This is a genomic window from Streptococcus mitis B6 (genome assembly GCF_000027165.1).
In the GTDB taxonomy this organism is placed as follows: domain Bacteria; phylum Bacillota; class Bacilli; order Lactobacillales; family Streptococcaceae; genus Streptococcus; species Streptococcus mitis_AR.
Genome location: NC_013853.1, coordinates 337825 through 363079, shown reverse-complemented (window position 1 = coordinate 363079; position 25255 = coordinate 337825). Strand labels below are relative to the sequence as shown.

Annotated in this window: 23 protein-coding genes and 1 pseudogene; 3 read left to right on the top strand and 21 right to left on the bottom strand. The window is 40.8% G+C overall.

Annotation, left to right across the window (positions count from 1 at the left end):
* Positions 1-44: 44 nt before the first annotated feature.
* From SMI_RS01915 to SMI_RS01895, 5 genes are all read right to left on the bottom strand, one after another.
* Positions 45-449 carry a hypothetical protein gene (locus SMI_RS01915; RefSeq protein WP_000846938.1) on the bottom strand — a complete coding sequence of 135 codons (405 nt, stop codon included), beginning with the start codon at positions 447-449 and terminating at the stop codon, positions 45-47.
* A gap of 373 nt (positions 450-822) precedes the next feature.
* Positions 823-1179 (bottom strand): hypothetical protein, encoded by a 357-nt coding sequence (locus tag SMI_RS01910; RefSeq protein ID WP_001036313.1) that lies wholly within the window; start codon positions 1177-1179, stop codon positions 823-825.
* 68 nt (positions 1180-1247) lie between these two features.
* Entirely contained in the window at positions 1248-2597 is a 1350-nt protein-coding gene (locus tag SMI_RS01905) for a sensor histidine kinase (RefSeq protein WP_001017633.1), read from the bottom strand.
* A 13-nt stretch (positions 2598-2610) separates the two neighbouring features.
* Positions 2611-3348, bottom strand: coding sequence for a response regulator transcription factor (locus SMI_RS01900; RefSeq protein ID WP_001219152.1), 738 nt, complete (start codon positions 3346-3348; stop codon positions 2611-2613).
* A 4-nt stretch (positions 3349-3352) separates the two neighbouring features.
* Complete coding sequence (locus SMI_RS01895; RefSeq protein WP_000682130.1) at positions 3353-3691, bottom strand: LytTR family DNA-binding domain-containing protein; 339 nt, start codon at positions 3689-3691, stop codon at positions 3353-3355.
* Between the two features lie 382 nt (positions 3692-4073).
* Between SMI_RS01895 and SMI_RS01890 the strand changes: the two genes are divergently transcribed.
* Entirely contained in the window at positions 4074-4403 is a 330-nt protein-coding gene (locus tag SMI_RS01890) for a hypothetical protein (RefSeq protein ID WP_000132581.1), read from the top strand.
* Positions 4404-4464: 61 nt separating this feature from the next.
* Here the strand turns inward: SMI_RS01890 and SMI_RS01885 are convergent, their stop codons facing one another.
* Both SMI_RS01885 and SMI_RS01880 read right to left on the bottom strand, forming a co-directional pair.
* Positions 4465-5514, bottom strand: coding sequence for an ABC transporter permease (locus SMI_RS01885; protein WP_000653796.1), 1050 nt, complete (start codon positions 5512-5514; stop codon positions 4465-4467).
* Positions 5511-6242, bottom strand: coding sequence for an ABC transporter ATP-binding protein (locus tag SMI_RS01880; RefSeq protein ID WP_000889954.1), 732 nt, complete (start codon positions 6240-6242; stop codon positions 5511-5513). Before SMI_RS01880 ends, SMI_RS01885 begins: the two co-directional genes overlap by 4 nt.
* Before the next feature lie 67 nt (positions 6243-6309).
* Here SMI_RS01880 and SMI_RS01875 point away from each other — a divergent pair, with 67 nt between their 5' ends.
* On the top strand, positions 6310-6720 hold the full coding sequence (locus SMI_RS01875; RefSeq protein ID WP_001278316.1) for an HIT family protein: 411 nt from the start codon (positions 6310-6312) through the stop codon (positions 6718-6720).
* 9 nt (positions 6721-6729) lie between these two features.
* Entirely contained in the window at positions 6730-7017 is a 288-nt protein-coding gene (locus SMI_RS01870; RefSeq protein WP_000777756.1) for a hypothetical protein, read from the top strand.
* On the opposite strand, the gene SMI_RS01865 is transcribed toward SMI_RS01870, so the two are convergent.
* From SMI_RS01865 to SMI_RS01800, 14 genes and pseudogenes are all read right to left on the bottom strand, one after another.
* The gene (locus tag SMI_RS01865) at positions 7011-8690 is read right to left on the bottom strand and encodes an IS1182-like element ISSmi2 family transposase (protein WP_000276231.1); all 1680 of its coding nucleotides are present in this window, start codon (positions 8688-8690) and stop codon (positions 7011-7013) included. The two genes, SMI_RS01870 and SMI_RS01865, sit on opposite strands and share 7 nt — an antisense overlap.
* A gap of 131 nt (positions 8691-8821) precedes the next feature.
* Positions 8822-9961 (bottom strand): molecular chaperone DnaJ, encoded by a 1140-nt coding sequence (dnaJ, locus tag SMI_RS01860; protein ID WP_012972447.1) that lies wholly within the window; start codon positions 9959-9961, stop codon positions 8822-8824.
* Positions 9962-10160: 199 nt separating this feature from the next.
* Positions 10161-10656 (bottom strand): annotated as a pseudogene (locus tag SMI_RS01855) (DJ-1/PfpI family protein).
* 247 nt (positions 10657-10903) lie between these two features.
* Positions 10904-12727, bottom strand: coding sequence for a molecular chaperone DnaK (dnaK, locus tag SMI_RS01850; protein ID WP_000034682.1), 1824 nt, complete (start codon positions 12725-12727; stop codon positions 10904-10906).
* Positions 12728-12979: 252 nt separating this feature from the next.
* Positions 12980-13504, bottom strand: a complete 525-nt coding sequence (gene grpE / locus SMI_RS01845; RefSeq protein WP_000046026.1) for a nucleotide exchange factor GrpE — start codon at positions 13502-13504, stop codon at positions 12980-12982.
* A gap of 26 nt (positions 13505-13530) precedes the next feature.
* Positions 13531-14565: a heat-inducible transcriptional repressor HrcA gene (gene hrcA, locus SMI_RS01840; protein WP_000255759.1), complete on the bottom strand. Its 1035-nt coding sequence runs from the start codon at positions 14563-14565 to the stop codon at positions 13531-13533.
* Between the two features lie 163 nt (positions 14566-14728).
* Complete coding sequence (locus SMI_RS01835; protein ID WP_000608738.1) at positions 14729-15238, bottom strand: DUF2812 domain-containing protein; 510 nt, start codon at positions 15236-15238, stop codon at positions 14729-14731.
* Positions 15239-15272: 34 nt separating this feature from the next.
* Positions 15273-15848, bottom strand: coding sequence for a DUF2812 domain-containing protein (locus tag SMI_RS01830; RefSeq protein WP_000412258.1), 576 nt, complete (start codon positions 15846-15848; stop codon positions 15273-15275).
* Positions 15848-16168, bottom strand: a complete 321-nt coding sequence (locus SMI_RS01825) for a PadR family transcriptional regulator (protein ID WP_045612791.1) — start codon at positions 16166-16168, stop codon at positions 15848-15850. The genes SMI_RS01830 and SMI_RS01825 overlap by 1 nt, the downstream gene beginning before the upstream one ends.
* A 125-nt stretch (positions 16169-16293) precedes the next feature.
* On the bottom strand, positions 16294-17640 hold the full coding sequence (gene glnA, locus SMI_RS01820) for a type I glutamate--ammonia ligase (protein ID WP_001122880.1): 1347 nt from the start codon (positions 17638-17640) through the stop codon (positions 16294-16296).
* Positions 17641-17676: 36 nt separating this feature from the next.
* On the bottom strand, positions 17677-18033 hold the full coding sequence (gene glnR, locus SMI_RS01815; RefSeq protein WP_000659548.1) for a transcriptional repressor GlnR: 357 nt from the start codon (positions 18031-18033) through the stop codon (positions 17677-17679).
* Positions 18034-18109: 76 nt separating this feature from the next.
* The gene (locus tag SMI_RS01810; protein ID WP_000119916.1) at positions 18110-18637 is read right to left on the bottom strand and encodes an FUSC family protein; all 528 of its coding nucleotides are present in this window, start codon (positions 18635-18637) and stop codon (positions 18110-18112) included.
* A 135-nt stretch (positions 18638-18772) separates the two neighbouring features.
* On the bottom strand, positions 18773-19969 hold the full coding sequence (locus SMI_RS01805; protein ID WP_001096743.1) for a phosphoglycerate kinase: 1197 nt from the start codon (positions 19967-19969) through the stop codon (positions 18773-18775).
* 89 nt (positions 19970-20058) lie between these two features.
* The gene (locus SMI_RS01800; RefSeq protein WP_419991998.1) at positions 20059-25050 is read right to left on the bottom strand and encodes an endo-beta-N-acetylglucosaminidase; all 4992 of its coding nucleotides are present in this window, start codon (positions 25048-25050) and stop codon (positions 20059-20061) included.
* Positions 25051-25255 lie beyond the last annotated feature (205 nt).

Below are 25255 nucleotides of genomic sequence, written 5' to 3'. Positions count from 1 at the left end.
TAGAGCCTTTCTACTCAAATATCCTGATAAAAGAGGAGAGAAAGCTACTTTTTATAATACTTCAAGCCCCAAATGAGTAGAAGCATGATAATCAAGCAGAGAATAGCGCCAATATAGGCAATTAGTTGTTGGTAAGATTCTCCTGCTGTGACACCTCTATACAAACAAATAATGGACATAAAACCTGTCAAGCCGATATACATAAGTTGATTGGTTCTAGGACTAACCAAATCATCATCTTCAAACTTTCTTATCCTCATTTCTCTAGTGAGGTAAACAGTGACCAAAATAGAAGCCAAGTTAATAACCACTAAAAGAAATTGGAAAACTAAGGAAAAATTTAAAAACTGACGAGATAGAAATAGATAAGTAGAGACAAGCAAGGGCAACTGACCTAGGAACAATATCGCAAGGAAGATGTTCCGTTTTTTAGCAAGAAAAGTTTTCATTTCTTTGCTCCTTTCTTTTTAGTTAAAGCAAGATAGATTATAACCGCAATCATATAGGCTATGGTATAAAATAGATGATACCAAGCACTCTCCCTAAGCGGATATAGAAAGATGGACATGATCAGATACAAGATAAAAATGACAAGTATTTTTTTCTTCATAAAATTTCCTCCTAAACGTGTGCTTTATCTTAGTTGAGCAAGAACCTTTACACTGCTAGTATAGCACTCATTTTGACCTTGGATCACTCAAATCACAAATGGTCATCGAAACATCTTGAATTGTTAAAAAATTTAAAAATCAAGCATGGAAAACATACTTGCCCTAGGGGAACTTGACAACGTAAAGATCCAAAATAGAAAACTACTCACCCTCACTTCCGTATGTTCTCATATATTCTCATAATCGCAACAAGGATAGCAGCTGTCCCACTTGCCAAAGCGATAAGGGTAATGATAATGTTGAGGATTTCAGGCGTACTCCCTATTCTGTTGATAAGACGGAGTAGGGATATAACTGTTAACTGAATCAGGAGTATTGATTCTACTCTTACCATTGAAGTAAGTCTGTTTTCAACTGCATATAAAAAGGCTGGTAGCAAAACACAGGCTATAGCAATCACAAACAGGTTGCTCCCTGTTTCTTCTCCCTTGTTCACCACGGAAACCATGAGAAGATTCGATGCTATGATCAACGTAGAACAGATGATAAAAAAGGATTTCTTATTCATATAGGATACCTCATATACTATGGCATTTTAATTGATGACTACAGGCGGTACTTCTTTCGACAGATCTTCTAATCATCAACTGACATCAAGTGAACTGTTAAAACCTGACGAAAGACTTGATTTTGACAGGTGGTATTGAGACTGGTATTGGGATGACTTTCCACAATCTTCATGACGGTATAGAGACCAACTCCTCTCTCCTCCCCTTTAGAACTAACTCCAAAGGAGAAGATTTCAGAAATATCGATGCCCTCTTCTTTGATGGAGTTTTCAATGATAAAGGTCTCCTGTTCTCCATTTTTTAAAAAGGCAATTGAAACATGAGGTTGACTAGCCTCTGCACTGGCTTCAATGGCATTATCACAAAGGATAGATACGATGGTTAAAAAATCAAGCAGACTCATCCCCTCGACCTGAATCTCCTCAGGAACTTCGACATTAAAGATAATCTTCTTATCTTTAGCTTTTAGAAATTTCCCTGCTAGAAGACTTTTGAGGGCACGGTCCCGAACATTCACCAATCGTCCAAGGTCATATTTATTGTCCTGCAATTTTTCACTAGAATCCTTTAAGACCGAGTCGTAGACCTCTTTTATCTGCTCCATATCCTCCTCTTCAATGCCCAGACGTAAGCTGGTTAAGAGGTTGGTGTAGTCATGGCGAAAGCTCCGTACTTCCTTGTAAAGTTCCTCTATATGCCGACTATAGCGTTCCATATCTCTGTAGCGCAAGGCCTGCTCTTGGTCCAGTCTCTCATGGAGTTTGTCCTTCAAATAGGTATCCAATTTCTTGATAGCCCCCATAAAAAATAGGAGGTAAAAGACTAGGATGAGATGGCGAACAGTCTTTGATTGGATATCGTATGCATATTCAAAGTAAGACAGACTTTCCATGACTAGAAAGTAAGTCCCCATTATCCAGTTAATCGTAGTCAGAGACTGTTGAAAACCTTTATCTAGAATCTCCTTTCTCAGACTAGTAAAATCATAGTTCAACCATTTCAAAAAGACTAAGACTAGGGAGCAAACGAATATCATAATCAACAAAAAGACAGGATTGCCATCTCCATCTACAATCCCTTGCCCCAAAAATGGAAGCACAAAATAGGAGACCCCTCTATAAAAGAGATTCATCAATATCATTGGAAAGAGACCATAAAAAAAGAGGAGTTTTTTAGGAAGCCCTCTTAACAATAAGAAAGACAAGCCTATACCGTACAAGGGTTCCATAAAATATGATAAGTATTCACTCACAGCTAAAAATTGAAAAGTCGCAAAAATAGCCCCTAGGAGAAATTTAAGAAGAAAGGACTTAAAAATCCTCTCAAAAGTGAGACCAATTCCATCCACCTTAAAGAAAATGACAATTTCTAGTCCATTAATAACAAGTGTATACAACAATATCCAAGCAATGTTCATAAACTCTCCTAGCTCAGTGTAATTTATTGATGGCTTCAGACACTTCCCTGACCTTATAACGCGCGATCAGACAGCTTCCACCATTGGGAAAGTAAAGCAGTTTTTCTTTCTTATCCAAACGAACCACATTGGCAGGATTGATGAGAAAAGAGCGATGGCACTGCAAGAGACGGGGTTCCTGCTTGAAAACCTCCTCTAAACTCGCTGTAAATTCCAGCCTGTCTGTCTTGGTATAGAGAATAACACGATGGGCTCTGGGCGATGTTTCGAGATAGTAGACCTCTTTAAAAGGATACTGGAATTGAGCAAATTTTGATTTAAAGTAAAAGCAATCTTCCGCCAGACTCTTACTATCTTGACTATTGGCATAGAGGAGGGCTGTCTCGATACGAGATTCAAACTCCTCTGCCGACAATGCCTTATCAATGTAGTCCAAAGCAGACACTTGGTAGCGAAAGGACAGGGGCATAAACTCCGAGTGAGTTGTTACAAAGACTATTAGGGCATAAGGATCCCGATCCCGAATCTTTCTAGCCACTTCTAAGCCTTTCATCTCCTCATTTCGAATCTCAATATCCAAAAAGAATAGCTGATGGGCTCCCTTCTCATGCACCTCTGCCAGCAGTTGGTCTGCCTTCCCAAATACCTCAAAAGAGATAGGAATAATCTGATGTTCCTTCAAGAGTTTCTCAATCGTCGTTTCAATCCTAGTCTGTTGGGAAAAATCATCTTCTAAAACAAATATTCTCATCTTCTTACTCTCCTTCTTTCAACCATTTTTGACGAATTTCTCTATAGCGACGTCTGGCATACTTGACAGCATATTGACCTTCTTCTCCGAGAAAAAGGATTCTTTCTTGAAAATCAATCGATTTTACTTTATCAAGATTGACCAAACAATTTCGATGACACCTCATCAAGTTTTCCCCATATTGGTTCTCAAGATCACTTAAATTTTGAAGCATATTAAAACTAGCCTCTTCTGTAACAATCTGTACGGTATGGGCTTTAGTTGGATGTGCTTGGATATAGTAGATATCGTCGACGTTTACTTTATAGACTGTTTTCTGTGTCTGAATAATCATATGTTTCATTGGATTCTCCTCCTAATACTCTTCGAAAATCAAATTCAAACCACGTCAGCTTCACCTTGCCGTACTCAAGTACAGCCTGCGGCTAGCTTCCTAGTTTGCTCTTTGATTTTCATTGAGTATAAGAAAAGAATAACAGAAAAGTTCTAGCACAAGCCCACCAAATCCTAAACAGTCTTTGAAAGCTCCTAAAAGGATTATTTTTCTACAACATTATGATGAGCTTACCACTATTTTATCATAAAATCTTAACAGTACCATTCAGGAAATTTCAATGACAATTAAAGATTTTATGGTGAAAAAGGAGATAAAAGTGATAAACTGACAGTATCAAAACACAGTTGCTAGTATCAAAACTAGCACCCAGATTAAAGGAGGAATTCTCATGACAGATACAGACCCTATCAAAAGAGCTCAGACTTTGATTACGGACTTAAACAAAGCCTATCAAGCATGCAAACAGGCAACCGCTGACGACGTCCACTTTCAGGAGCAATTAGACTCTATTCTTGGTTTTCTAGCCAAGGCTGAGACAGTGGATAATCGAGTCTTGATTGAACTGGAAAAATTCTACCAGACTTCCAGTCTTCTCATGGGACTCAGCGCTCTTGATCCAGACGCTCCTACTCGCGCCGCTTGGCGGGCCTATGACCGTTTCCACTTTGACCAGGTCAAGACTAAGTTGAGTCTCTACGGACCAACCATTATCTTGTAGAAAATAAAAGAAGTTGAGACAAACTGAACTCAACTTCTTTTTTAGTATCGTATAGGCAATGCTAGTCCTGCATCTGACGTTTTACCTGATAAGGTAAGTACAAGACTAGTAAAACCAAACCAGCTCCCAGTAAGGCTAGAAGGGCTAGTTTTTCTTGGAAGGTAATCAACCCAACAACTAATTCCACTACTAAGACAAAACTGGTCAATCCTCTGACCACTGCCTGCAAGCCTTTTTCCTTTTGCCCCTTGTCCAGCGGAAAGAGTTGGGTCAAATACTGGTAGTCAAAGGCATGATAGAGGGCCAGCAACTGGAAGAGCAAGAGGTAGTTAAAGAGAACCACCACTGCTGTCGCAATCCAAGCTTGCTCGATAAAGACCTGTGCCAGTATGGAAAGCAAGAGCAGACGGAGGCTGAGAGCAAAGAGGTCTCCATTTCGCAAATAAGAACGCAGATAGAGATTTTGCCAAATCTTCCCAGGCACCTTCTGAATAGCCTTTAGGATAAAGTCCAGATAGGCACGACGCTTGACGCTGTTTGAAATTCCCTTTACCTGCGTAAAGAGGGCAAAGAAACGAAGCAAGACTTGCTTACGCTTGCTTTCTTGGGAAATAACATAGTCCCAGTTCAGTCCAGTTTCAGTAAAAAACTTGCTGGCCTTTTGACGAAAGAGGAAATATTTACCTACCCCCAATAAAAGCACATAGACCAGAAAAACAGGCAAGCCATAGCGCATTGCCAAAAATAAAGGCGCAAATAAAAGCAAGAAAAGGGTCTGGACAAAGAGCCAAAAGACTAGGGAAATGCCAGTTTGACGTTTAAGATGGAGTTTGATTTCCTCTTCTCCGACCAAGAGAAAGAGCTTGTCTGGAGCCTCCATATAGGTGGCAACTCCACCCCAAAGCAAAAGTAAAACAGAGGTAATTCCCACAAATAAAAGGATGGCCCAATGATTTTCAGGAAAATGTTGTAAGAGTTGACTGTACTGGTAGGCTAGAAAGCCTAGCAGAACAAGCAGGAACAAGACAAAGTGGTCATTGAGAACATAGCGCAGATAACCGACACACTCCTTACGAAAAGCCTGCTTTCTCTTTAAAAACAAGTCTTTCATAGCTCCTCCTCTTTGGTCAGAGCCAAGTAAATATCATTCAAACTAGCCTCAGGCATATCAAAGGCTTCGCGCAGTTGTAGGAGATTGCCTTTGGCACGCACTTCCCCTTTGTGAAGAATAACAAAAGCATCACACATCTTCTCCGCCGAATCCAGCACGTGGGTACTCATGAGAATGGACTTGCCCTTTTGCTTTTCCACTTCCAAAAGCTGAATCAAGTCTGCAATAGCTAGCGGATCCAGACCAAGGAAAGGCTCATCCACGATGAAAAGACTCGGATCCACCACAAAAGCACAGATAATCATGACTTTCTGCTTCATCCCTTTTGAAAAATGAACAGGGAACCAGTCCAATTTCTGGTCCAGACGGAACATTTTTAACAAAGGTTCTACTCGATCAAAAGCCACTTTCTGCTCAATACCATAAGCCATGGCAACCGTTTCGATATGCTCTCTGAGGGTCAATTCCTCATACAAGCTAGGTGTCTCAGGAATGTAACCAATTTGCTTGCGATAGCTAGTCGCATCTTCTTGCAGGGTCAGGCCATTGATATTGATGGAGCCACTATAAGGTGTCAACAGACCGATAATTTCATTGATAGTCGTCGATTTCCCAGCACCATTGAGACCAATCAAACCGACCAGCTGCCCACTTTCAACAGTAAAAGACACATCTTTCAAGACAGGGACATGGACATAGCCACCTGTCAGGTTTTTAATTTCTAACATATTTTCTCCAAATCTGGTATAATGTAGCTATATTATATCAAAATTCAATACAGTAGAGGTAGATTTTATGTCAGATTGCATTTTTTGTAAAATCATCGCAGGGGAAATTCCTGCTTCAAAAGTATATGAAGATGAGCAGGTTCTTGCCTTTCTTGATATCTCTCAAGTGACACCAGGACATACCTTGGTCGTACCAAAAGAGCACTATCGCAATCTTTTGGAAATGGACGCCACTAGCGCCAGCCAACTCTTTGCCAAAGTACCAAAAGTAGCTCAAAAAGTTATGAAAGCTACCAAGGCTGCTGGTATGAATATCATTGCCAACTGTGAAGAAATCGCAGGTCAAACAGTTTTTCATACCCACGTTCACCTCGTACCTCGCTACAGTGCGGACGATGACCTCAAGATTGATTTTATCGCCCACGAACCAGACTTTGACAAACTTGCTCAAGTCGCTGAAACCATCAAAAACGCCTAAGGAGTTGCCATGAAATTATCTAATTTACTGCTATTTGCAGGAGCTGCAGCTGGAAGTTATCTGGTCACAAAAAATCGTCAAACCATCACAGATGAAGTCTTGAATACCACTGACCGCGTTCAAGCAATCAAGGATGATGTGGATATTATCCAAAACAGCCTGCAAATCATCGACCAGCAAAAAGAACTCATCAAGGAATACCAAGAAGACCTGACTTACAAGTTTAAGGTCTTGGAAAAGGATATCCAGACTAGACTAGCTGTGATAAAAGAAACACAGGAACTTGAAGATCAGTAAGAGGCTGGGCAAAAACTAGCTTCTAAATAAAACCACACAGTGATTCCAGTCTTGAATCCAATCAAGCTGAAAGAAATACTGTGTGGTTTTTGAATAGTGGATGTTTTAGAGGCTAGATTCTTGGCCAACTTGGTGAGATTCATGCTCATAAAGATGAATCCTATTTCTGTTGAGACAGCTTGTTTCCCTCTGACATGCACTCTGCGCACGCCAAAAACACTCTTCAATCTACCAAAAACGGGTTCAACATCGATTTTCCGTTTGGCATAGATTCGAGAGCCTTCTTCACTATGTAATGTTTGCTTAAGGAGTTCCTTAAAGTAATTCCAAGTTGGATTATAATGGATTTGTTTCTGGTTTCCACTATCTGTTTTAGCCAACTGTTCTAACTCTGGAGTGTCTTGAACTTTATCAGCCTCATAAATCTTGAAATCACGTTGAAAGCCATACTTGTCAGTTCGACTAGAGTAGTTCTTAAAAGAATAAACTACGCCGTCGGGCTTTATAAACTGGTCCGTGTCCTCAAGATATTCCCAGTTCATTGGATTATCTGTGCTCGTCTGGTACTTTTTAGTCAATTCCTTCTGATACATGGTGTAGGGAATAAGCGGTATTTTTTCCAATTCATCAATGATAAAACGATAATTTTCTTCGCTACCATAACCAGCATCTGCTACGATATAGTTGAATAAGTCTAGGGTTTGAATCGATTGGAGGAAAGGTTTCAGAGTGCGAGTGTCTGTTGGATTTGGAAAGATATCAAAATCAAGGACATACTGACCATTGGTAGCCGCTTGGACATTATAACCAGGTTTCAGTTGCCCATTTTGCATATGGTCTTCCTTCATTCGCATAAAGGTGGCATCATGATCCGTTTTTGAGAAAGAGTTGCGGTCTTCTAAAATTTTTCTAGCTTCTTCATATCGCTGTTTACGAGGAAGGAAATCATCCTTTAATTGCTTACGGATTTTCTTTATCCGACGGCGTTTTTGTCTATTGGCAGACCCACCCTTTATCACTTTAGGCTCTTCTTCAATAGCTTGTTCTATTTCAACTAAGGTAGCCTCCGTTTTTTCTAGTAGCTCCTCCAAACCCTGACTGGTTTCCCGTTCTTCTTTAGATAAGGCGAGATTTACTCCTTCTTGAATCAGCTGGTCATAGAGCTGGGAAATTTTCCCATTCAAGGCTGCTTCATATTTGTCAATAGCTCTTTTCCAAGTGAAAGAATAGAGGTTGGCATCAGCTTCTAGTTTTGTTCCATCAATGAACAAGGCATCATCCTCAATCATCCCATTCTCACGCATGAGTAAAGTGAAGTAAATAAAAGCAGTTTTGATTAGGTTGTTGGCATGTTTACTGGAGCGGAAGTTATTAATCGTTTTATAGCTAACATAGGTATCTTGGCTCAACCATTTCATGGGAATGACTTCTGAGTTCATTTGAACGATTTTACGTCCAGAGAACACTTGACGAGCGTAAGCGAACAGGGTCATCTTCATGAGCATGGCTGGATGAAAGGCAGGGCGACCAGTGTGAGAGGTCTCTTCCAATAGAACTTGACTAGGGATACTGTCTACAAAGAGGCTAATCATTCTTGCTTCGTGATTTGATGGAATATCGTAGGCAAGATTTACTTCCAAACTTAACTGATTTGTGTTATAATCTTTATACATTGTCATGGCTTTCTAATTGTTTTGTTGTTATTTTAATTATAAACCATGACATAAGAAAACGAGCATCTCCAACTACGGAAATGCTCGTTTTTTTAATAGTTAGAAGCGAGTTTTTGCCCAGCCTCTTACTTTTATTCTCCATCAAAGGCATCTTTAATATGATCAAAGAAGCCTTTTTTCTTTGGATTTACTTTCAAGTCACCAGCAGCTGCAAATTCTTTCAAAGCTGCTTTTTGGCGGTCCTTCAAGCCTGTCGGTGTTACGACATTAACGGTAACGTATTGGTCACCAACTGCACCACCACGAAGGCTCGGAGCTCCTTTGCCACGTAGGCGGAATTTCTTACCAGTCTGAGTGCCCTCTGGAATAACCAATTCAACATCACCGTGAACCGTTGGGATATCAACTGTATCACCAAGAGCTGCTTGGACAAAGTTGAGGTTGAGATTGTAGAAGATAGTCGTTCCTTCACGTTCAAACTTGTCGCTGGCTTCCACAGAAACCACTACATACAAGTCACCATAAGGTCCACCGTTAAATCCAGCTTCACCTTGACCAGCTAGGCGAATTTGTTGACCAGTTTCCACACCAGCAGGAATTTTGACATGTACGCTATGCGCTTGTTTTTCATGACCTGTTCCGTGACATGTTGTACATGGATCTTTGATTTCTTTTCCGCGACCGTGACAGACATCACAGGTTACTTGGCGACGCATCATACCAAGCGGAGTCTGTGTATCGACGTTAATGACACCAGCGCCATGACAGCGTCCACAAGTGACTGGACTTGTTCCTGGCTTAGCACCAGAGCCATTACATGTACGACAGCTAGCTTCACGGTTGTACTTAACTTCTTTTTCAGCTCCAAAAATAGCTTCTTCAAAGGTCAAGTTCACACGGTATTGGAGGTCATCCCCCTGACGAGGAGCATTTGGATTGCGTGAAGCACCGCCTCCGCCGAAGAAACTTGAGAAAATATCCTCAAAACCACCGAAGCCTCCTGCCCCGTTGAAACCGCCAGCTCCACCACCGAAGCCTCCAAAGCCACCATTGGCACCAGCCGCACCATATTGGTCATAGGCAGCCCGTTTTTGGTCGTCACTCAAAGTCTCATAGGCTTCTTGAACTTCCTTGTATTTTTCCTCAGCACCAGGCTCCTTGTTGATATCTGGGTGATATTTTTTGGAAAGCTTACGATAAGCCTTTTTGATCTCGTCTGCCGAAGCGTTTTTTGACACCCCCAGACGATCATAAAATTCAGTATTGTTCATAATTCAAGATACAAAGGGCGTCAAACGGACACAGCCAAAATAGGAGTTTTGACGACGGACGCTTGCGTCCTAGAAAAAACTATCTTTTTGGCACAGTCCGTAGCCCGTGTTCAGTTACGAACACCTTTGTTCCTTTCTATAATTTTCATGTAAATTTTTAGAGGCTGTTTTCTATACTCTGCTTTACTTGATTAAACTCTTAATCTGATAGAGTAAATATCAAATCCTCTTCAGCATACTCGTTCTGTTCTTTAAAATAGTTGTCCGTATTCTCTGCCAACCCTAAACCGAAAATCACTTTTCTTGCAAACTCTTGATGTGCAAAGCCAATAGCAGTAATGATATTTTTATCTTGCAGGACAGCTTTTGCTTTGAAATTTCCCAGAGGAAGAAATGGCTGCAATTAGGATATCTTGCTCATTAAGACTTCTCAAAAACGAGATCAATTTCTCATCTTGTAGAGCAGGACCTATATTTACCATTCCTGGCAAAATCACACAAGAATAATCTTCTATACGGATCTGATTCAATGTTTTCGTCGGTTGACAGGACAAACCATCCTCAGAGACCACTATCGAATTCTCAGAAGCTACATAATCAATCGTGATGTCAAAAGACAGAGCTAAAGTACTCGTTAAAGTGGTTATCTCATAAAGAGAAAAATTAGGATAAATGATACAAAGTACTTTTTTCATACGCAACATCCTCTATTTTATCGAAAAACAGAGGCTGGGTTGCAACCTCTGGATTTCTTCCTATCATCATTAACATTTAAGTAAAGCACTGTAGAAGGACAATCAATTTAGTGATTAGTCATCCTTGACGAGTTAGGCTTAACTGAGTTTCGGCTAAAAACTTCGGAAAAAAGATAAGCCATCTTTTGTGCATCGCACAAGGCGATGGCTTCCTATTTTTCTTTCGTTTTCTTAACGCCTCAACATCTTATTTTTCCGTAAACTCTCCGTCTACGACGTCATCGCCTGCGTTTCCTGTTGCTTGTGCGCCTTCTGCTCCTGCTTGAGCTTGTTGGGCTGCTGCGGCTTGTTCGTAGAGTTTAACAGCAAGTCCTTGAGCTTTTTCGTTCAATGCTTCAAGTTTTGCTTTCATGTCGTCCAAGTTGTTATCTTCTTGCGCTTTCTTAAGGTCATCAAGGGCAGCTTGGGCAGCGTCACGTTCTGCGTCGAAACCTTTTCCTTCAGTTTCCTTGATAGTCTTTTCAGTCGCAAAGATAGCTTGGTCTACTTCATTACGAAGGTCAACTTCTTCTTTACGTTTCTTATCCGCTTCAGCGTTAGCTTCTGCATCTTTCATCATGCGGTCGATTTCTTCGTCAGTCAAACCTGAGTTAGATTGGATCACAATAGTTTGTTCTTTTTGAGTTCCAAGGTCTTTGGCTTTAACAGATACGATACCGTTCTTGTCGATGTCAAATGTTACTTCGATTTGTGGAATTCCACGAGGTGCAGCTGGGATATCAGTCAATTGGAAGCGTCCAAGAGTCTTGTTATCTGCTGCCATTGGGCGTTCACCTTGAAGAACGTGGATATCAACAGCTGGTTGGTTGTCTGCTGCAGTTGAGAAGACTTGTGATTTAGATGTTGGAATAGTAGTGTTGCGATCGATAAGTTTTGTGAAGACGCCACCCATTGTTTCGATACCAAGTGACAATGGTGTTACGTCAAGAAGGACAACGTCTTTGACATCACCAGTAATCACACCACCTTGGATGGCAGCACCCATAGCAACAACTTCGTCAGGGTTTACTGATTTGTTTGGTTCTTTACCAGTTTCAGCTTTCACAGCTTCTACAACGGCTGGGATACGAGTTGAACCACCGACAAGAATAACCTCATCGATTTCTGACAAGCTCAAACCTGCATCTGAAAGGGCTTGACGAACTGGAACTTTTGTACGTTCTACAAGGTCACGAGTCAAATCGTCAAATTTCGCACGAGTCAAGGTCATTTCCAAGTGAAGAGGTCCAGCTTCACCAGCAGTGATAAATGGCAAGCTGATTTGTGTTGAAGTTATACCAGAAAGGTCTTTCTTAGCTTTTTCAGCCGCATCTTTCAAACGTTGCATTGCCATCTTGTCAGTAGACAAGTCAATACCGTTTTCTTTCTTGAATTCTGCTACCAAGTGGTCGATGATTTTTTGGTCAAAGTCGTCACCACCGAGTTTGTTGTCCCCTGCAGTTGACAATACATCGAAGACACCGTCACCCAATTCAAGGATAGATACGTCAAATGTACCACCACCAAGGTCGAATACCAAGATTTTTTCTTCTTTGTCAGTCTTGTCCAAACCGTAAGCAAGGGCTGCTGCAGTTGGTTCGTTGACGATACGTTCTACTTCAAGACCAGCGATTTTACCAGCGTCTTTTGTTGCTTGACGTTGAGCATCGTTGAAGTAAGCTGGAACTGTGATAACTGCTTTGGTTACTTTTTCACCAAGGTATTCTTCAGCATAACCTTTCAAGTATTGAAGGATCATAGCTGAGATTTCTTGTGGAGTGTATTCTTTTCCGTTTGCAGAAACTTTTTCAGAAGTTCCCATTTTAGATTTGATAGAGATGACTGTATCAGGGTTTGTCACCGCTTGACGTTTTGCAGCGTCACCAACGATGATTTCTCCGTTTTTGAATGATACTACAGATGGAGTTGTGCGGTTTCCTTCTGGGTTTGCGATGATTTTGCTTTCAGTTCCTTCAAGAACTGCAACTGCTGAGTTTGTTGTTCCTAAGTCAATACCGATAATTTTAGACATGTGTTTTTCTCCTTGTTAGTTAATTTTCTATTTTTTTATATTTCCCTTAAGTGGTGGGGACGTGAGCAATTCCCTACGGGATTTCATCACTTATTTTTGAGCCTATTGTCTCAAAAATCCCCTGTTTCAGTAGCTTTTGCTACTGAAACTTTCACCACGGTGGGAAATATCTTCCTTGCAAGCCTCCGGCTTGCCTCTTATCTTTCTTCATAGTTTATTGTCGTTTCGGACAAGGTTTTTAAGCGCTCTCTCCTAGTTGTAAACAACTACCATGGCTGGGCGTAGGATACGGTCATGGAGTTTGTAGCCTTTTTGGAAGACTTGGGCGATGGTATCTGCTGGGTGTTCATCGTCTGCTGTGAGAGTTTGGATGGCCATATGGTAGTTATGGTCAAATTCACCGTCAGCTGCGATTTCTTCGATTCCTTCTTCTTTCAAAGCGTGAATCAAGCTTTCTTGTACCATCTCCAATCCTTTTTTGACATCGTCTGTCAATCCTTCAACTGCGAGTGCACGCTCAAGATTATCGAGTGATGGCAAGATTGCTTTTGCCAAGTCTTGGCTGCGATAACGTTGCAAGTTTTGACGCTCTTCATTGGCACGGCGTTGGATATTTTGCATTTCTGCATGAGCGCGAAGGTATTTGTTTTCAAATTCATCTGCACGTTCATTTGCCAAGTCCAACTCAGACTTCTCAGGAGTTTTTTCTTCAGCTGTTTCCACAACTTCCTCTTCTTGAACTTCTTCTACTTCTTCATTTTTTATATCTTGGGCCATTTTCGCCTCCTTTAATGATTTCAATCTTAATGTACTTCGTAATGATTACTGCTGAGGTAGCGGTAAAAATCTGTCAACTTCATGGTCAAAACACGGTTGACTACGTTGACTTGGTTGATTAGCTGCTGATAATCCAGATTAACAGGACCGATAATGGCTAGAATCCCAACTCCCCGATAAGGAATGAGGAATTTGCTACTAATCACCGCTAGGTCAGCTAGGCAGGACTCTTGACTGTCTGCAACACGGACGTTTTGCATCTGATCTTCACGCAACCCCTCACGAATCTCCAGAGCCACCTTTTGCGGTTGGTCAAAGAACTGATAGGCTGCTAGATTGGCAAAATTCAAGAGATTAACCTTGCCCGCCACCACAATGTTTTCGTTGAACATTTCCTTAAAGATATGCTCAAAGAGATCGATAACATTGTCCGTTGTTGTAAAGTAACGCTGGATAATCTGCGGAATCTCCGTCCGAATCTTGTAGTGAATATCTAGAACGGTGTGGCCGAGGAAACGTTCCTGAATGATGCTCTTCAGTTTCAGCAAATCCTCCTGCAAGAAGTTCCTTGGAATCAGAAACTGACTGGTAACCGTTCGAGACTCGTCTAGGGTGAATACTGCCAAGGCTGTATGTTGCCCCAAAACAACGATATCAAAGGCTGTCAAACGTTGCCTGCTGGGCTCAACATCCAGTGCCACTACCGTACAGCCACTCAGGTCTGTCAGTAGATTAGCAGCCTCTTGCAGAATATCCTCCAATTTGAAGAATTCCTGATCAAAGGCTTTGACAATCTCATAAACCTCATTTTCAGCTAGTCGATCAAAGTCCAGTGAGTGTTTCACATAGTACTGAAAACCAGCAACACTTGGCATCCGACCACTTGAAGTATGGGCCTTCTCAAGCAACCCTTGCTTTTCTAGAGCCGCCATGTCATTACGAATGGTTGCACTGCTAGAGTTAATAGACTCTTGCAAGGCTTTGGATCCGACAGGTTCGTGCGTTTTGGTAAAGATGTCAATAATCAGATTTAAAATATCCTGCTGACGCTCTGTAACCATCTCATCACTCCTCTCTGTCTGATCAATTAGCACTCGATGCACTCAAGTGCTAACTTATGATTCTATTATACACCCTTAAAAGAGAATGTCAAGACAAAAACTCAAAAAATTAGCACTCTTTCATCAAGAGTGCTAAAAATCGGTCTAAAGACCTAGAAACTTACTATCCACCTACTTGATATTTCCTTTTTAGTCTGAAAAAACCATAGATTAGATAAGAAATCAGTAAAGCATATAAAAGAAAAATAACGAAGAAAGACATCGAAAGTTCTTCTTTAAATAAACTCATACAAACAACCAAACCACCTAAGAAAGTAGCTGCACATGAACGAAGTCTATATTTCATAACTTTCCATCTGAATCTCTTACTCATATAGACTTGATCCTCTAAAAGTATATCAGAAGCCGATTTACGAAGAATCGAACAAAAACCTGTTTCTATCAATTCCCAACCTCTATTTCTAAAATCTTGCAGTTCATGCTTATATTTTTTAATAAATCTAGAATCATAGATACAGTAGATGACATCGTCTGGTTGACATTGGTCAAAATAGAACAAACCAAAACGACTCGTTCTATACCTCCAACCTTTTAAGTGCATCTCATGTAAATATTCTTCTTCCTTGTCCAAATCAAGAATGGTGAAAATCCGAAATTGCTTTTTATTTATCATGACTTCCCCTCCAATTTTGAGCATACCTATCCTATCATAAATCTGACAATTCCTTCTTTTTATTCCATAGCTTCCAGCCAATATAGGCAACTATTAACAAAAGGATTAAAGACAAGAAAACATCTAGCCCGACCGCAAGAAAACTACATAGACCATACGCATTACTTCTATTGAGCAATTTAAGTAAGAATGGTATATGTATGGCTAGCAAAAGTAAAACAGGTACTAATCGCAGGCTTAAAATGCGATTAACCATAGCTAACTTCCCAGTGGCATCATTATAAATTTCAAATTCTGCATCCGATTCAATTTCAGAATGTACTTTTCTAAAATAGGAAAAACTATTAAAGTCTGTAATATGCTCCCAGCCACAGTCTTTAAATAGTTGTAAATAGGAGGCTCTCTCTGATTTTTCCATTGGGTAAAAATCCAACTGATAAGACACTTGCTCAGGGTGACATTTTTCAAAGGTATACTTAACTGCAAACAATAAGATAGAATAGCTTACTTTCCTAAGTTTCCAGCCCTTAGCATGCATTTCTCTAAAGTATAGAGCCTCCCTCTCATAATCCGCAATTGTAAAAATTCGATAAACAATTTTCTTTTCCATCATCCTTCCTCCCGACTGTTTCTATAGAGCCGTTCAATACGCTTCAATTCAATATCTAAGACTTTTCGTCCCAAGTCTGTTATCTGATAGATTTTCCGTTTTTCCTCTTCGCGGACAAAGAAAATCAAACCATCCTTTTCCATTTTTGACAAGGTTCCATACATAGTTCCAGGACTAATCGAAACTTGCGAATCCGTCATCTCCTTGACCTTTTGCGTAATACTATAACCATGACCTTCCTTTTGCAGACAGAACAAGATATAAAAACCCGTTTCCGTCATCGGAAGATAAACTCGACGAATCTTATCCGTTAATTCCATTTGCATCCACCTCCTATCCAGTTCAATATATCGCACTTCGTTATATAAAATATATCACACCTCGATATAAAAAGCAAGAAAAAAAAGACCACCCTCAGGCAATCTTTCTTCTATATTAATTAGTATTAGTAAAGGTCTAAATAATTATCAATTTCCCATTGTGAAACAAAGGTTGCATAACTTGCCCATTCGATTCGCTTGGCTTCAAGGAAACTAGTATAGATATGCTCTCCAAGAGCCGCTCTGACAACTTCATCTTCTGTCAAAGCTTTCAAAGCGTTGTGAAGAGTTGATGGAAGGTCTGTAATACCAGCTTCCTTACGCTCTTCTGCTGTCATGATGTAGATATTTTCTTCGATAGGAGCTGGTGCTTCGATTTTATTTTCAATACCATGCAGACCAACTTCCAAAAGAACAGCCATAGCGATGTAAGGGTTCGCCATTGGATCCACTGAACGCAACTCAAGACGAGTTCCCATACCACGTGAAGCTGGCACGCGAACAAGTGGTGAACGGTTACGTCCTGCCCAAGCGATATAAACCGGCGCTTCATAACCTGGAACCAAACGTTTGTAGGAGTTAACTGTTGGGTTCGTAATAGCTGTAAAGTTGTAGGCATGCTTGATCAAACCGCCGAGGAAATGGTAGGCAGTTTCTGACAACTGCATCCCTTTTGGATCATTTGGATCAAAGAAGGCGTTATTTCCTTCTGCATCAAACAAGGACATATTACAGTGCATACCTGATCCAGCAATACCAAATTTTGGTTTTGCCATAAAGGTTGCGTAAAGACCATGTTTGCGAGCAATGGTTTTAACAACAAGTTTAAAGATTTGAATTTTATCACAAGCACGGAGGACTTCATCGTACTTGAAGTCAATCTCATGCTGTCCAACCGCAACCTCGTGGTGACTCGCTTCTACTTCAAATCCCATTTTGGTCAAGACATTGACAATCTCACGACGTGTGTTGTCCGCAAGGTCAGTAGGCGCCAAATCAAAGTAGCCACCCTTGTCATTTACTTCAAGTGTTGGGTTTCCATTTTCATCCAGTTTAAATAGGAAGAATTCTGGCTCTGGTCCAAGGTTGAAGGATTTGAATCCAACTTCTTCCATGTGACGAAGAGCACGTTTCAAATTGCCACGAGGATCACCTGCAAATGGCTCACCTTCTGTTGTATAGACATCACAGATCAAACCTGCAACACTTCCATTTTCATCTCCCCATGGGAAGACTGTCCATGTATCCAAGTCAGGATGTAAGTACATATCTGACTCATTGATACGTACAAAACCTTCAATAGAAGATCCATCAAACATAGCCTTATTTGACAAGACTTTATCTAACTGTTCATCTGTGGCAGGAATTTCGACGTTTTTCATGGTTCCCAAAATATCTGAGAACATAAGACGAATAAAGGTAACATTTTTTTCCTTGACTTCACGACGAATATCTGCAGCTGTGATTGGCATGAGTTTTCTCCTTAATATATGACTACTTGCGGTTGCCTAACCGCGACCAAAAGGTGACCGTACTGAAGCAAAGCGTCCCTGTTGGAGGAGTTCATTGTGAAGCGCACGACGCACCTCAGTCTGACTCACCGCTTTCTTGGATTTCGCTTCACGTTCAGCATATTTTTTCTTAATGGCAGCGATATTATAACCTTCAGAGATATAATCTTTGATTTCAAGCAGACGATCCATGTCATTCAAGGAATACATGCGACGGTTCCCTTCGTTTCGATCAGGCTTAATCAACTCTTGATCTTCATAATAACGAATCTGGCGCGCCGATAGATCGGTCAACTTCATAACACTGCCGATAGGAAAAACAGCCATATTTCGGCGAAATTCTTTTTCCTTCATTTACAATTTCCTTCTTTCTGTCTATTATAGTCTAAAAAAAGACAAACGTCAATTGATAATGTTATAAAATGTAACATTATTTTTCTTTTTTCTCTAAAAAGCGCCGAATACGGTCAATATCGTAATTTACAAGAATTGCGACAAAAACTCCCATGAAAGTTTCTGATACACGCGCAAATACGTACAAAATTGTTTCGCCACTCGGAATCGATAGGGTAATGATTAACATAGCTGCTACACCACCAATAACCCCTGCTTTGTTATTCATGGCTACATTTGTCATAATGGTTAACATGGTGCAGATTGGAACAACAACTAAGGTCACCCAAAAGGCTTCGTGGAAAAAGGTATTTAATAAGAAGAAGACTAGGGCATAGAGGCCACCGATACTATTTCCTAGAATACGCGAAGTCCCAAAATGAACACTCTTATCAAAACTCTCCCTCAAACTAAAAACAGCTGTCAAAGCACCAATTTGAAGACCTTTCCAGCCAAAAAAGCCAAAAATCAAGAGAACTAGAAAAACAGCAATACCTGTTTTAAAGGTTCGCATACCAAGTTTGAACTGGGATTTATCGAATTTATATTTTTTAAAATAACTCATAATCTCAACTTTCTATTTCCATTTTATCATAATTTGGGTGATTTTATGAGGAATAGTTGAGAGGAAGCGTTTTTATTTTAAGCAAAAGAAAAGAGGAACTTTCATCCCTCTCTTCTTTGATTTATTTATAAAATCTTATTTTTCTGTCAAGGCTGCAAGTCCTGGAAGAACTTTACCTTCGAGAAGTTCCATTGAAGCGCCTCCGCCCGTACTAATCCATGAGAACTTGTCTGCACGGCCAAGGTTAATCGCTGCAGCAGCTGAGTCACCACCACCGATGATTGATTTAACGCCTGGTTGTTTCACGATAGCGTCCATCACACCGATTGTACCAGCTTGGAAGTCTGGGTTTTCAAATACACCCATAGGTCCGTTCCATACAACTGTTTTGGCACCAGTCAAAGCTTCGTCAAATTTAGCGATAGATTTTGGACCGATGTCAAGACCAAGGAAGCCTTCAGAAACTGCTTCACCTTCAGTGTCACGCACTTCAGTGTAGCCAGCAAATGCGTTAGCTTCTTTTGAGTCAACTGGCAAGATCAATTTACCGTTTGCTTTTTCAAGAAGAGCTTTCGCAACATCCAATTTGTCTTCTTCTACAAGTGAGTTACCGATTTCGATACCTTGTGCCTTGTAGAATGTGTAAGTCATACCACCACCGATAAGGACTTTATCAGCTTTTTCAAGCAAGTTTTCGATAACACCGATCTTGTCTGAAACTTTTGAACCACCAAGGATAGCCACAAATGGACGTTCTGGAGTTTCAACTGCTTCTTGGATGTAAGCAATTTCGTTTTCAAGAAGGAAACCAGCAACTGCTTTTTCAACGTTTGCTGAGATACCAACGTTAGATGCGTGTGCACGGTGAGCTGTACCGAATGCATCGTTTACGAAGATACCATCTCCAAGTGATGCCCAGTATTTACCAAGTTCAGGATCGTTTTTAGATTCTTTCTTGCCGTCAACATCTTCGTAACGAGTGTTTTCAACCAAGAGAACTTGTCCATCTTCAAGAGCGTTGATAGCTGCTTCCAATTCAGCACCACGAGTAACACCTGGGAAAACAACGTCTTGCCCCAATTTAGCTGCCAAGTCTGCTGCTACAGGAGCAAGTGATTTACCAGCTTTATCAGCTTCTTCTTTCACACGTCCAAGGTGAGAGAAAAGAATTGCACGTCCACCTTGTTCGATGATGTACTTAATAGTTGGAAGAGCTGCTGTGATACGGTTGTCGTTAGTGATTACGCCATCTTTCAATGGTACGTTGAAGTCAACACGAACGAGGACTTTTTTACCTTTCAAGTCAACGTCTTTAACAGTAAGTTTTGCCATGTTACAAAAACCCCTTTATTTATTTTATTCGAAACTATTATATCACACTTTGGAAATATAAGGAAAGATTTCACAAGATTTTTCGATATTTAATCTTCATCCTCTTTTTTCTGTTTCAATGTCAAGGCTAAACTAGCAAGACCAAGACTTGCCAATCCTGCTATTAGGGCTTCATTGGCATCATTAGTTCCTGTATTTGGCAATTGGCTACTTGCTTCTTCTGATTTAGCTGCTGTATTTTGGGCTGTTTTTTCTTGTGTAGGCGCTACTGCTGGTTCTGTTTTTACTTTTGTTCCAATTTCAACAATTTCTGGAATCGCCTCTTGGATGACTTCTGTTGAACGAAGGCGACGTTGACCGTTTTCATCAACTTCAAAGACATGTCTTAACAGACCATCTCGTCCCTGTATGATGATTCGTTGTTCCCCAACTAGCATATCAGCATTTTCATGTTCTTGACGATCAAAGGCAACCTTTTCCTCTTGAACTTCCAATTTAGGAGCCTTTTGTTGATCATACGCCGGTTGATTAGTAGGTTTTGGAAGGGTTGTGTTTTGTGGTGCTGGATTGGCAGGGATTAGACCAGTACCTACTTCCACGATTTCAGGACTTGCTTCTTTCAAAACTTCTGTAGCGCGAAGGGTACGATTGCCTTGGCTATCTACTTCAATCAAGCGACGAATTTGTCCCTCAACTCCTGTTTGGACAAGTTGACGTTGACCGACTGTGAGATTTGGATTGGGACGTTCTTGGCGTTCGAAGGCGATACTTGTCTCTTCAACTTCTAATTTCGGAGTATCCACAACCAAATTCTTGACACCTTCAGCTGGTTCCTTGCTTGAAATAACTTTTTCTACTGGTTTAGCAGGTTGTGGTTTTTCAACAGACTCATAAACAAAGGCGTAATGAGTAAAGTGTGGTGCTGTAAAGATAACATGACTCTCCGTTTGTTCAAAAGCCAATTCTACCGCTTCTTTGCCTTCAGGTAAGAAGAAGACTTTCTTCACTTTCTTATCTTTTTCAATTGGAATTTTCACAATAGAAGCGTAAGAGAGATCAACGTCTTGACCTTTTTCATCTAGGCCTTCTATTTCAAAGACATGAGCATCTTCTCCAGCAAAGTATTTCTTCTCTTCGGCACTTGCTTGAACACGCTCTACTTTCAAGCCCTTGATAACAGTCTTCTCTTTATTTGAGAAGTGTACTTCAACACCTGTTTTACTATCAGAAAAGACTGCTGGCTTGTCTTCTTTCAATAAAGCAACCAGATCTTTTAGACTCTGTTTCGCTGTTGCAAGCTCTTCTGGACTCAAATCTACTTTTTCAATCAAGACCTTGTTCTTCTCAAGAAGTGGGGCTAGAGCAGAACCTGAAGGATGGTTTGGTTTTGAAGCTAAGAGTTCTTGAGCCTCACTTGTTAAGCGATCGAGTTCTGTCTTTTCTTCCGTAAATTTCTCTTGACCATTCAGAGCTTTATGAGCTTCTGTCAATTTATTGAGACGATCATTCACCTGATCTTGAGTGCTAGTTTCATGGTCTTTCAAGACTTGCTCGGCCGCTTCAATTGCTTTCAGGAAGGCTTCTTTTACTTCTGGTGAAGCAAAGTTATAGACCACCTTGTTCTTAGCTGCTTCAACTTCTGCTAACTTTTGTTTAAGGTACTCATCGTTCAATGCTGCTTTTGGAGATACCAAAACATCAAAGTTGACTTCATGACCTTGGTAACGAAGCTTCAAGGTTTGACGACCAGTCTTTTGAGCATCGTAACCAGAAATTTCAACCCCCTCATCAGTAAAGGAATGTTCTTCCATAGTGTCATTGCTATAAGCCACTGCAAAGCGTCCTTCTGACAAGTCTAAGCTATCCCCAACTAGGAAATCTTTTTTCGGTTCCTGACTCACTTCAATTCCCAAAATAGTTTTCGGACTTGCTTCATCCTGGCTAGTGACAGTTACTGCCAAATTCGCATTTACCGGTTGACCCAAATATTGGAGAGTAAGATTTTGTTCTCCCTTATGATGCGTGTCAAAGCCTGAAACTGATACACCTGCGTGAGTTAGGCGAATGAGTTCGTCCTCAGCTCCTCCTTCATACTGAACTCGAAGAACACCACCTCTAAGGTCCAAATCCTCCCCTTCAGCATAGCTTGTTTTCTTAGGTCCTGTTTCTAGACTAACTGACTTGATTCTTCTGTCATCTTTTGGAACAGAAACTGCTAGGACATTACTAATTTCCTTACCTGGTAATTGAGTACGATAGTAAAGAAGACCAGATTGATTTGTCAAATCCAATGGTGCACTTGCTAGATCTCCTCCAACTTCGCTCTTCAAGGTTGCAAGCGGAGTTTGAGAATTTGGATTATCATAAACGGTAATGGTTGCTCCAGCTGGTACATCCGCAAAACCAACTTGCACCTTGTTGTTACCTAGAGAACGGGCTGCAGCCTTGGCCATCGGAATATTGACACTCTCAGTATCAAGCTTTTCATACATTTTCCAGTTATAGATACGAATAGCCTTCCATGGGGTTCCATTGTCAGAAGTGACAACATTCAAGCGCCAATCTTGAGCTGCGATTGGTTTATCAAGGGTAATATCTGTAACATGAGCTTTATTGCCACGAACTTCCTTAGCCAATTTCCATTGACCATCCGCATCTTTATAATAGAGGTCAAAGTCTTTGGTGTTCATCAAACCATCGTTTACAGATTCTCCACCAGCTCCAGCATGGTCCATCACCCATCTAACAACTGTACGTGGTTGTGTCAAACGAATATCCACACTACCGCTTAACTGTCCAGAAGACCACTTGTCAGACAGACTGGTAATGGTACCGTTCAACATGCCTTCGATACCTTCTCCACCTTCAGTCTTAGGGAAAGTACTGCCAATAACTGTTGCACCAGGAACGATATTTTCAGCTAGTGGTTTTGGTAGGCTGGTGTCTTTTACAGTCATCCCCCAATCAAATGTTGTTGTTGCAGCTTCTGAACGAATCCCATTTTTACCAACTGCTACAACCTTCAGTTCTTGAGTTGTACCCTGAGCACTTGCTGAACGGCTAACTTTTGGTAGATAAATGGTTGTAGAAGATGAGCCAGTTAGTAATTTCCAGCTGTCTCCATCTTTTTCGTAAACTTCATAGAAATCTACATCCTTGTTGCCTTTAAATTGCACAACTGCTTCCGCTTCTTGGGCATTTTTAAGGACTTGTTTAGCTACAGCTACTGTGGTTGGGGCCTGAGGAGCATCTTGATTATTGCTGATGGTCAATTGCCCCAGGTTAAATTGATAACCTTTTAAGTCTTTATCATTTTCAAAATAGAGTTTAATACCGTAAATTGTTTTACCTGCCAAGGCACTCAAATCAAAATCATCGGTAGTCCAGTTATCTGAAACTGTCAATTCTCTACGGGCAGCTTCATCACCGTAGGTATAATCTTTCTTGGTTGCAAATTCTACATAAACCTTGGTACCCTTGCCTCCTTTATGGGCAACATGCAATTTGGTGGTATCTGTCACCTTCAAGCGAGTAGAGTACAAATTAACATCTTGCTTGGTCGCACCTGAAAGATCCCCTGCAAATTTGAGAGAAGTTCCACCATTATAAGCATCTTCAAAATCATAGCTTGCTTTCAACTTATCACCAGTTGATTTTTGCCACCAGCGCCATGTTGGAAGAACACCTGAAACTGAACGGTAATTCCACTCAGAATCCTTAGAAACCTTACCATCTACGAACCATTTTTTACCATGACCTGTATTAAAAGAAGTAGTAAAGGTATGACCTACCGCTGGCGTACGGTCCGCAACTAGGTTAGCAATACCATACCAATCTTTGTCACCTGGTTTTTGGCCAGTAGGATCACCTTGGTAACCCGTAAAGAAGATATCTTCATTTTTATGATAATCTTCACCCGTTTTCCCTAAACTTGTGATGGTATCTGGGGCAAACAAACCAAGAGAAAGGCGCAATTTCCCATTTTCATCTAAAATGTCATTCCACTTAACCTTGGTCTTGTAGGAACCACCCTGTTGTAACTCCAAACCTGCAAACACATCATAAGGATTACGACCAATCCAGTTGGCAATTGTAATAGTGTAATCATTTTTAGCCTTATCCCAGTTAAAGTTAGCAAAGAAGTTATCTGCTGGAAGCTTGTCTCCTTCTGGTTGCATGAATTGGTAGTTGTATTCTCCCAAACCATCTTGGTGGTAGCGTCCATAGTTATAAGTCATGGCATCATACCAAGAATACTTGATTGGGTGATTTACTTTAGTAGCATATTCCTTGGTATAGAGCATAAACTTGCGCATCTTTTCTCCAAGAGGTTTAACCAAATCTCCAGTCGTTTCTTGGTTGATGAAGTAGCCATCATAGCCATAATATTTCGCCATGTCTACCAATTTACGGGCAATTGGGAAGCTACCATCTGGGTCTTGCTTCAAAGCTTCAGCAAATTTTTCTTGATCTGCAATACTATTAGACCAGTTGAAGAAGAGTGTACCATATACAGGAACCCCGTTACGGTGACCTGCATCAATAACGTCAGGAGTTGGAACGAGACCTTCCCAGAAGACCATTGAATCTAGATATTGCCAATAATCAAAAGCATAAGCCTTAAACTCTTCTCCACCAACAGAAGATTGGTCTTTTGCTTTAGAATTGGTGTTGGATAGGGCTTGTACTTTTGCTTCCTTGCTAGCTTTTTCATTGACTAAATGACCTGTCCGACGTGAAGCAAGGGCAACAGAGCCACGGTTAATAGCATCATCTTCACGAGCACCTGGTTCCCATTTTAACAAATCTTCCCAAGAATTAAATTTGATTTCCTTTGGTTTTAATGTTTTTTCTACATTTTTAGGGACATCTGGCTGGACTTCTTTTTCAGTCTTATTAGCTTCTGCTGCTGGCTTAGACTCGTCCCCCTGGCTAGTTACTTCAGGTTTTGTTTCCTTTTCCTTGTTGGACTTTGGTTTTTCTTCTGCAGTTGGTGTTTCTGCAGCCACCTCACTTGGTTTTTCCTCTGGTTTAGCTACGCTAGCTGCTTCTGCGGTTTCAGTAGTTGCAGCTTCATTGATTGCTGGCGAAGCAGTTTCAGATGCTGTCGCTACTCCTTCTGCCTTTTCTGGCTTATTTTCTCTAGCATGTTCTCCTTCATGCTGCTTGTCAGCTTCATTAGTTGGATGCTCACTCTCTCCTGAAACAAGCTCTGTATTGGCTCCCTTATTTTCAGGAACTACAGTTTCTTCTGCCAAGGCTGGACCAGCAAATAAAACAGCCCCA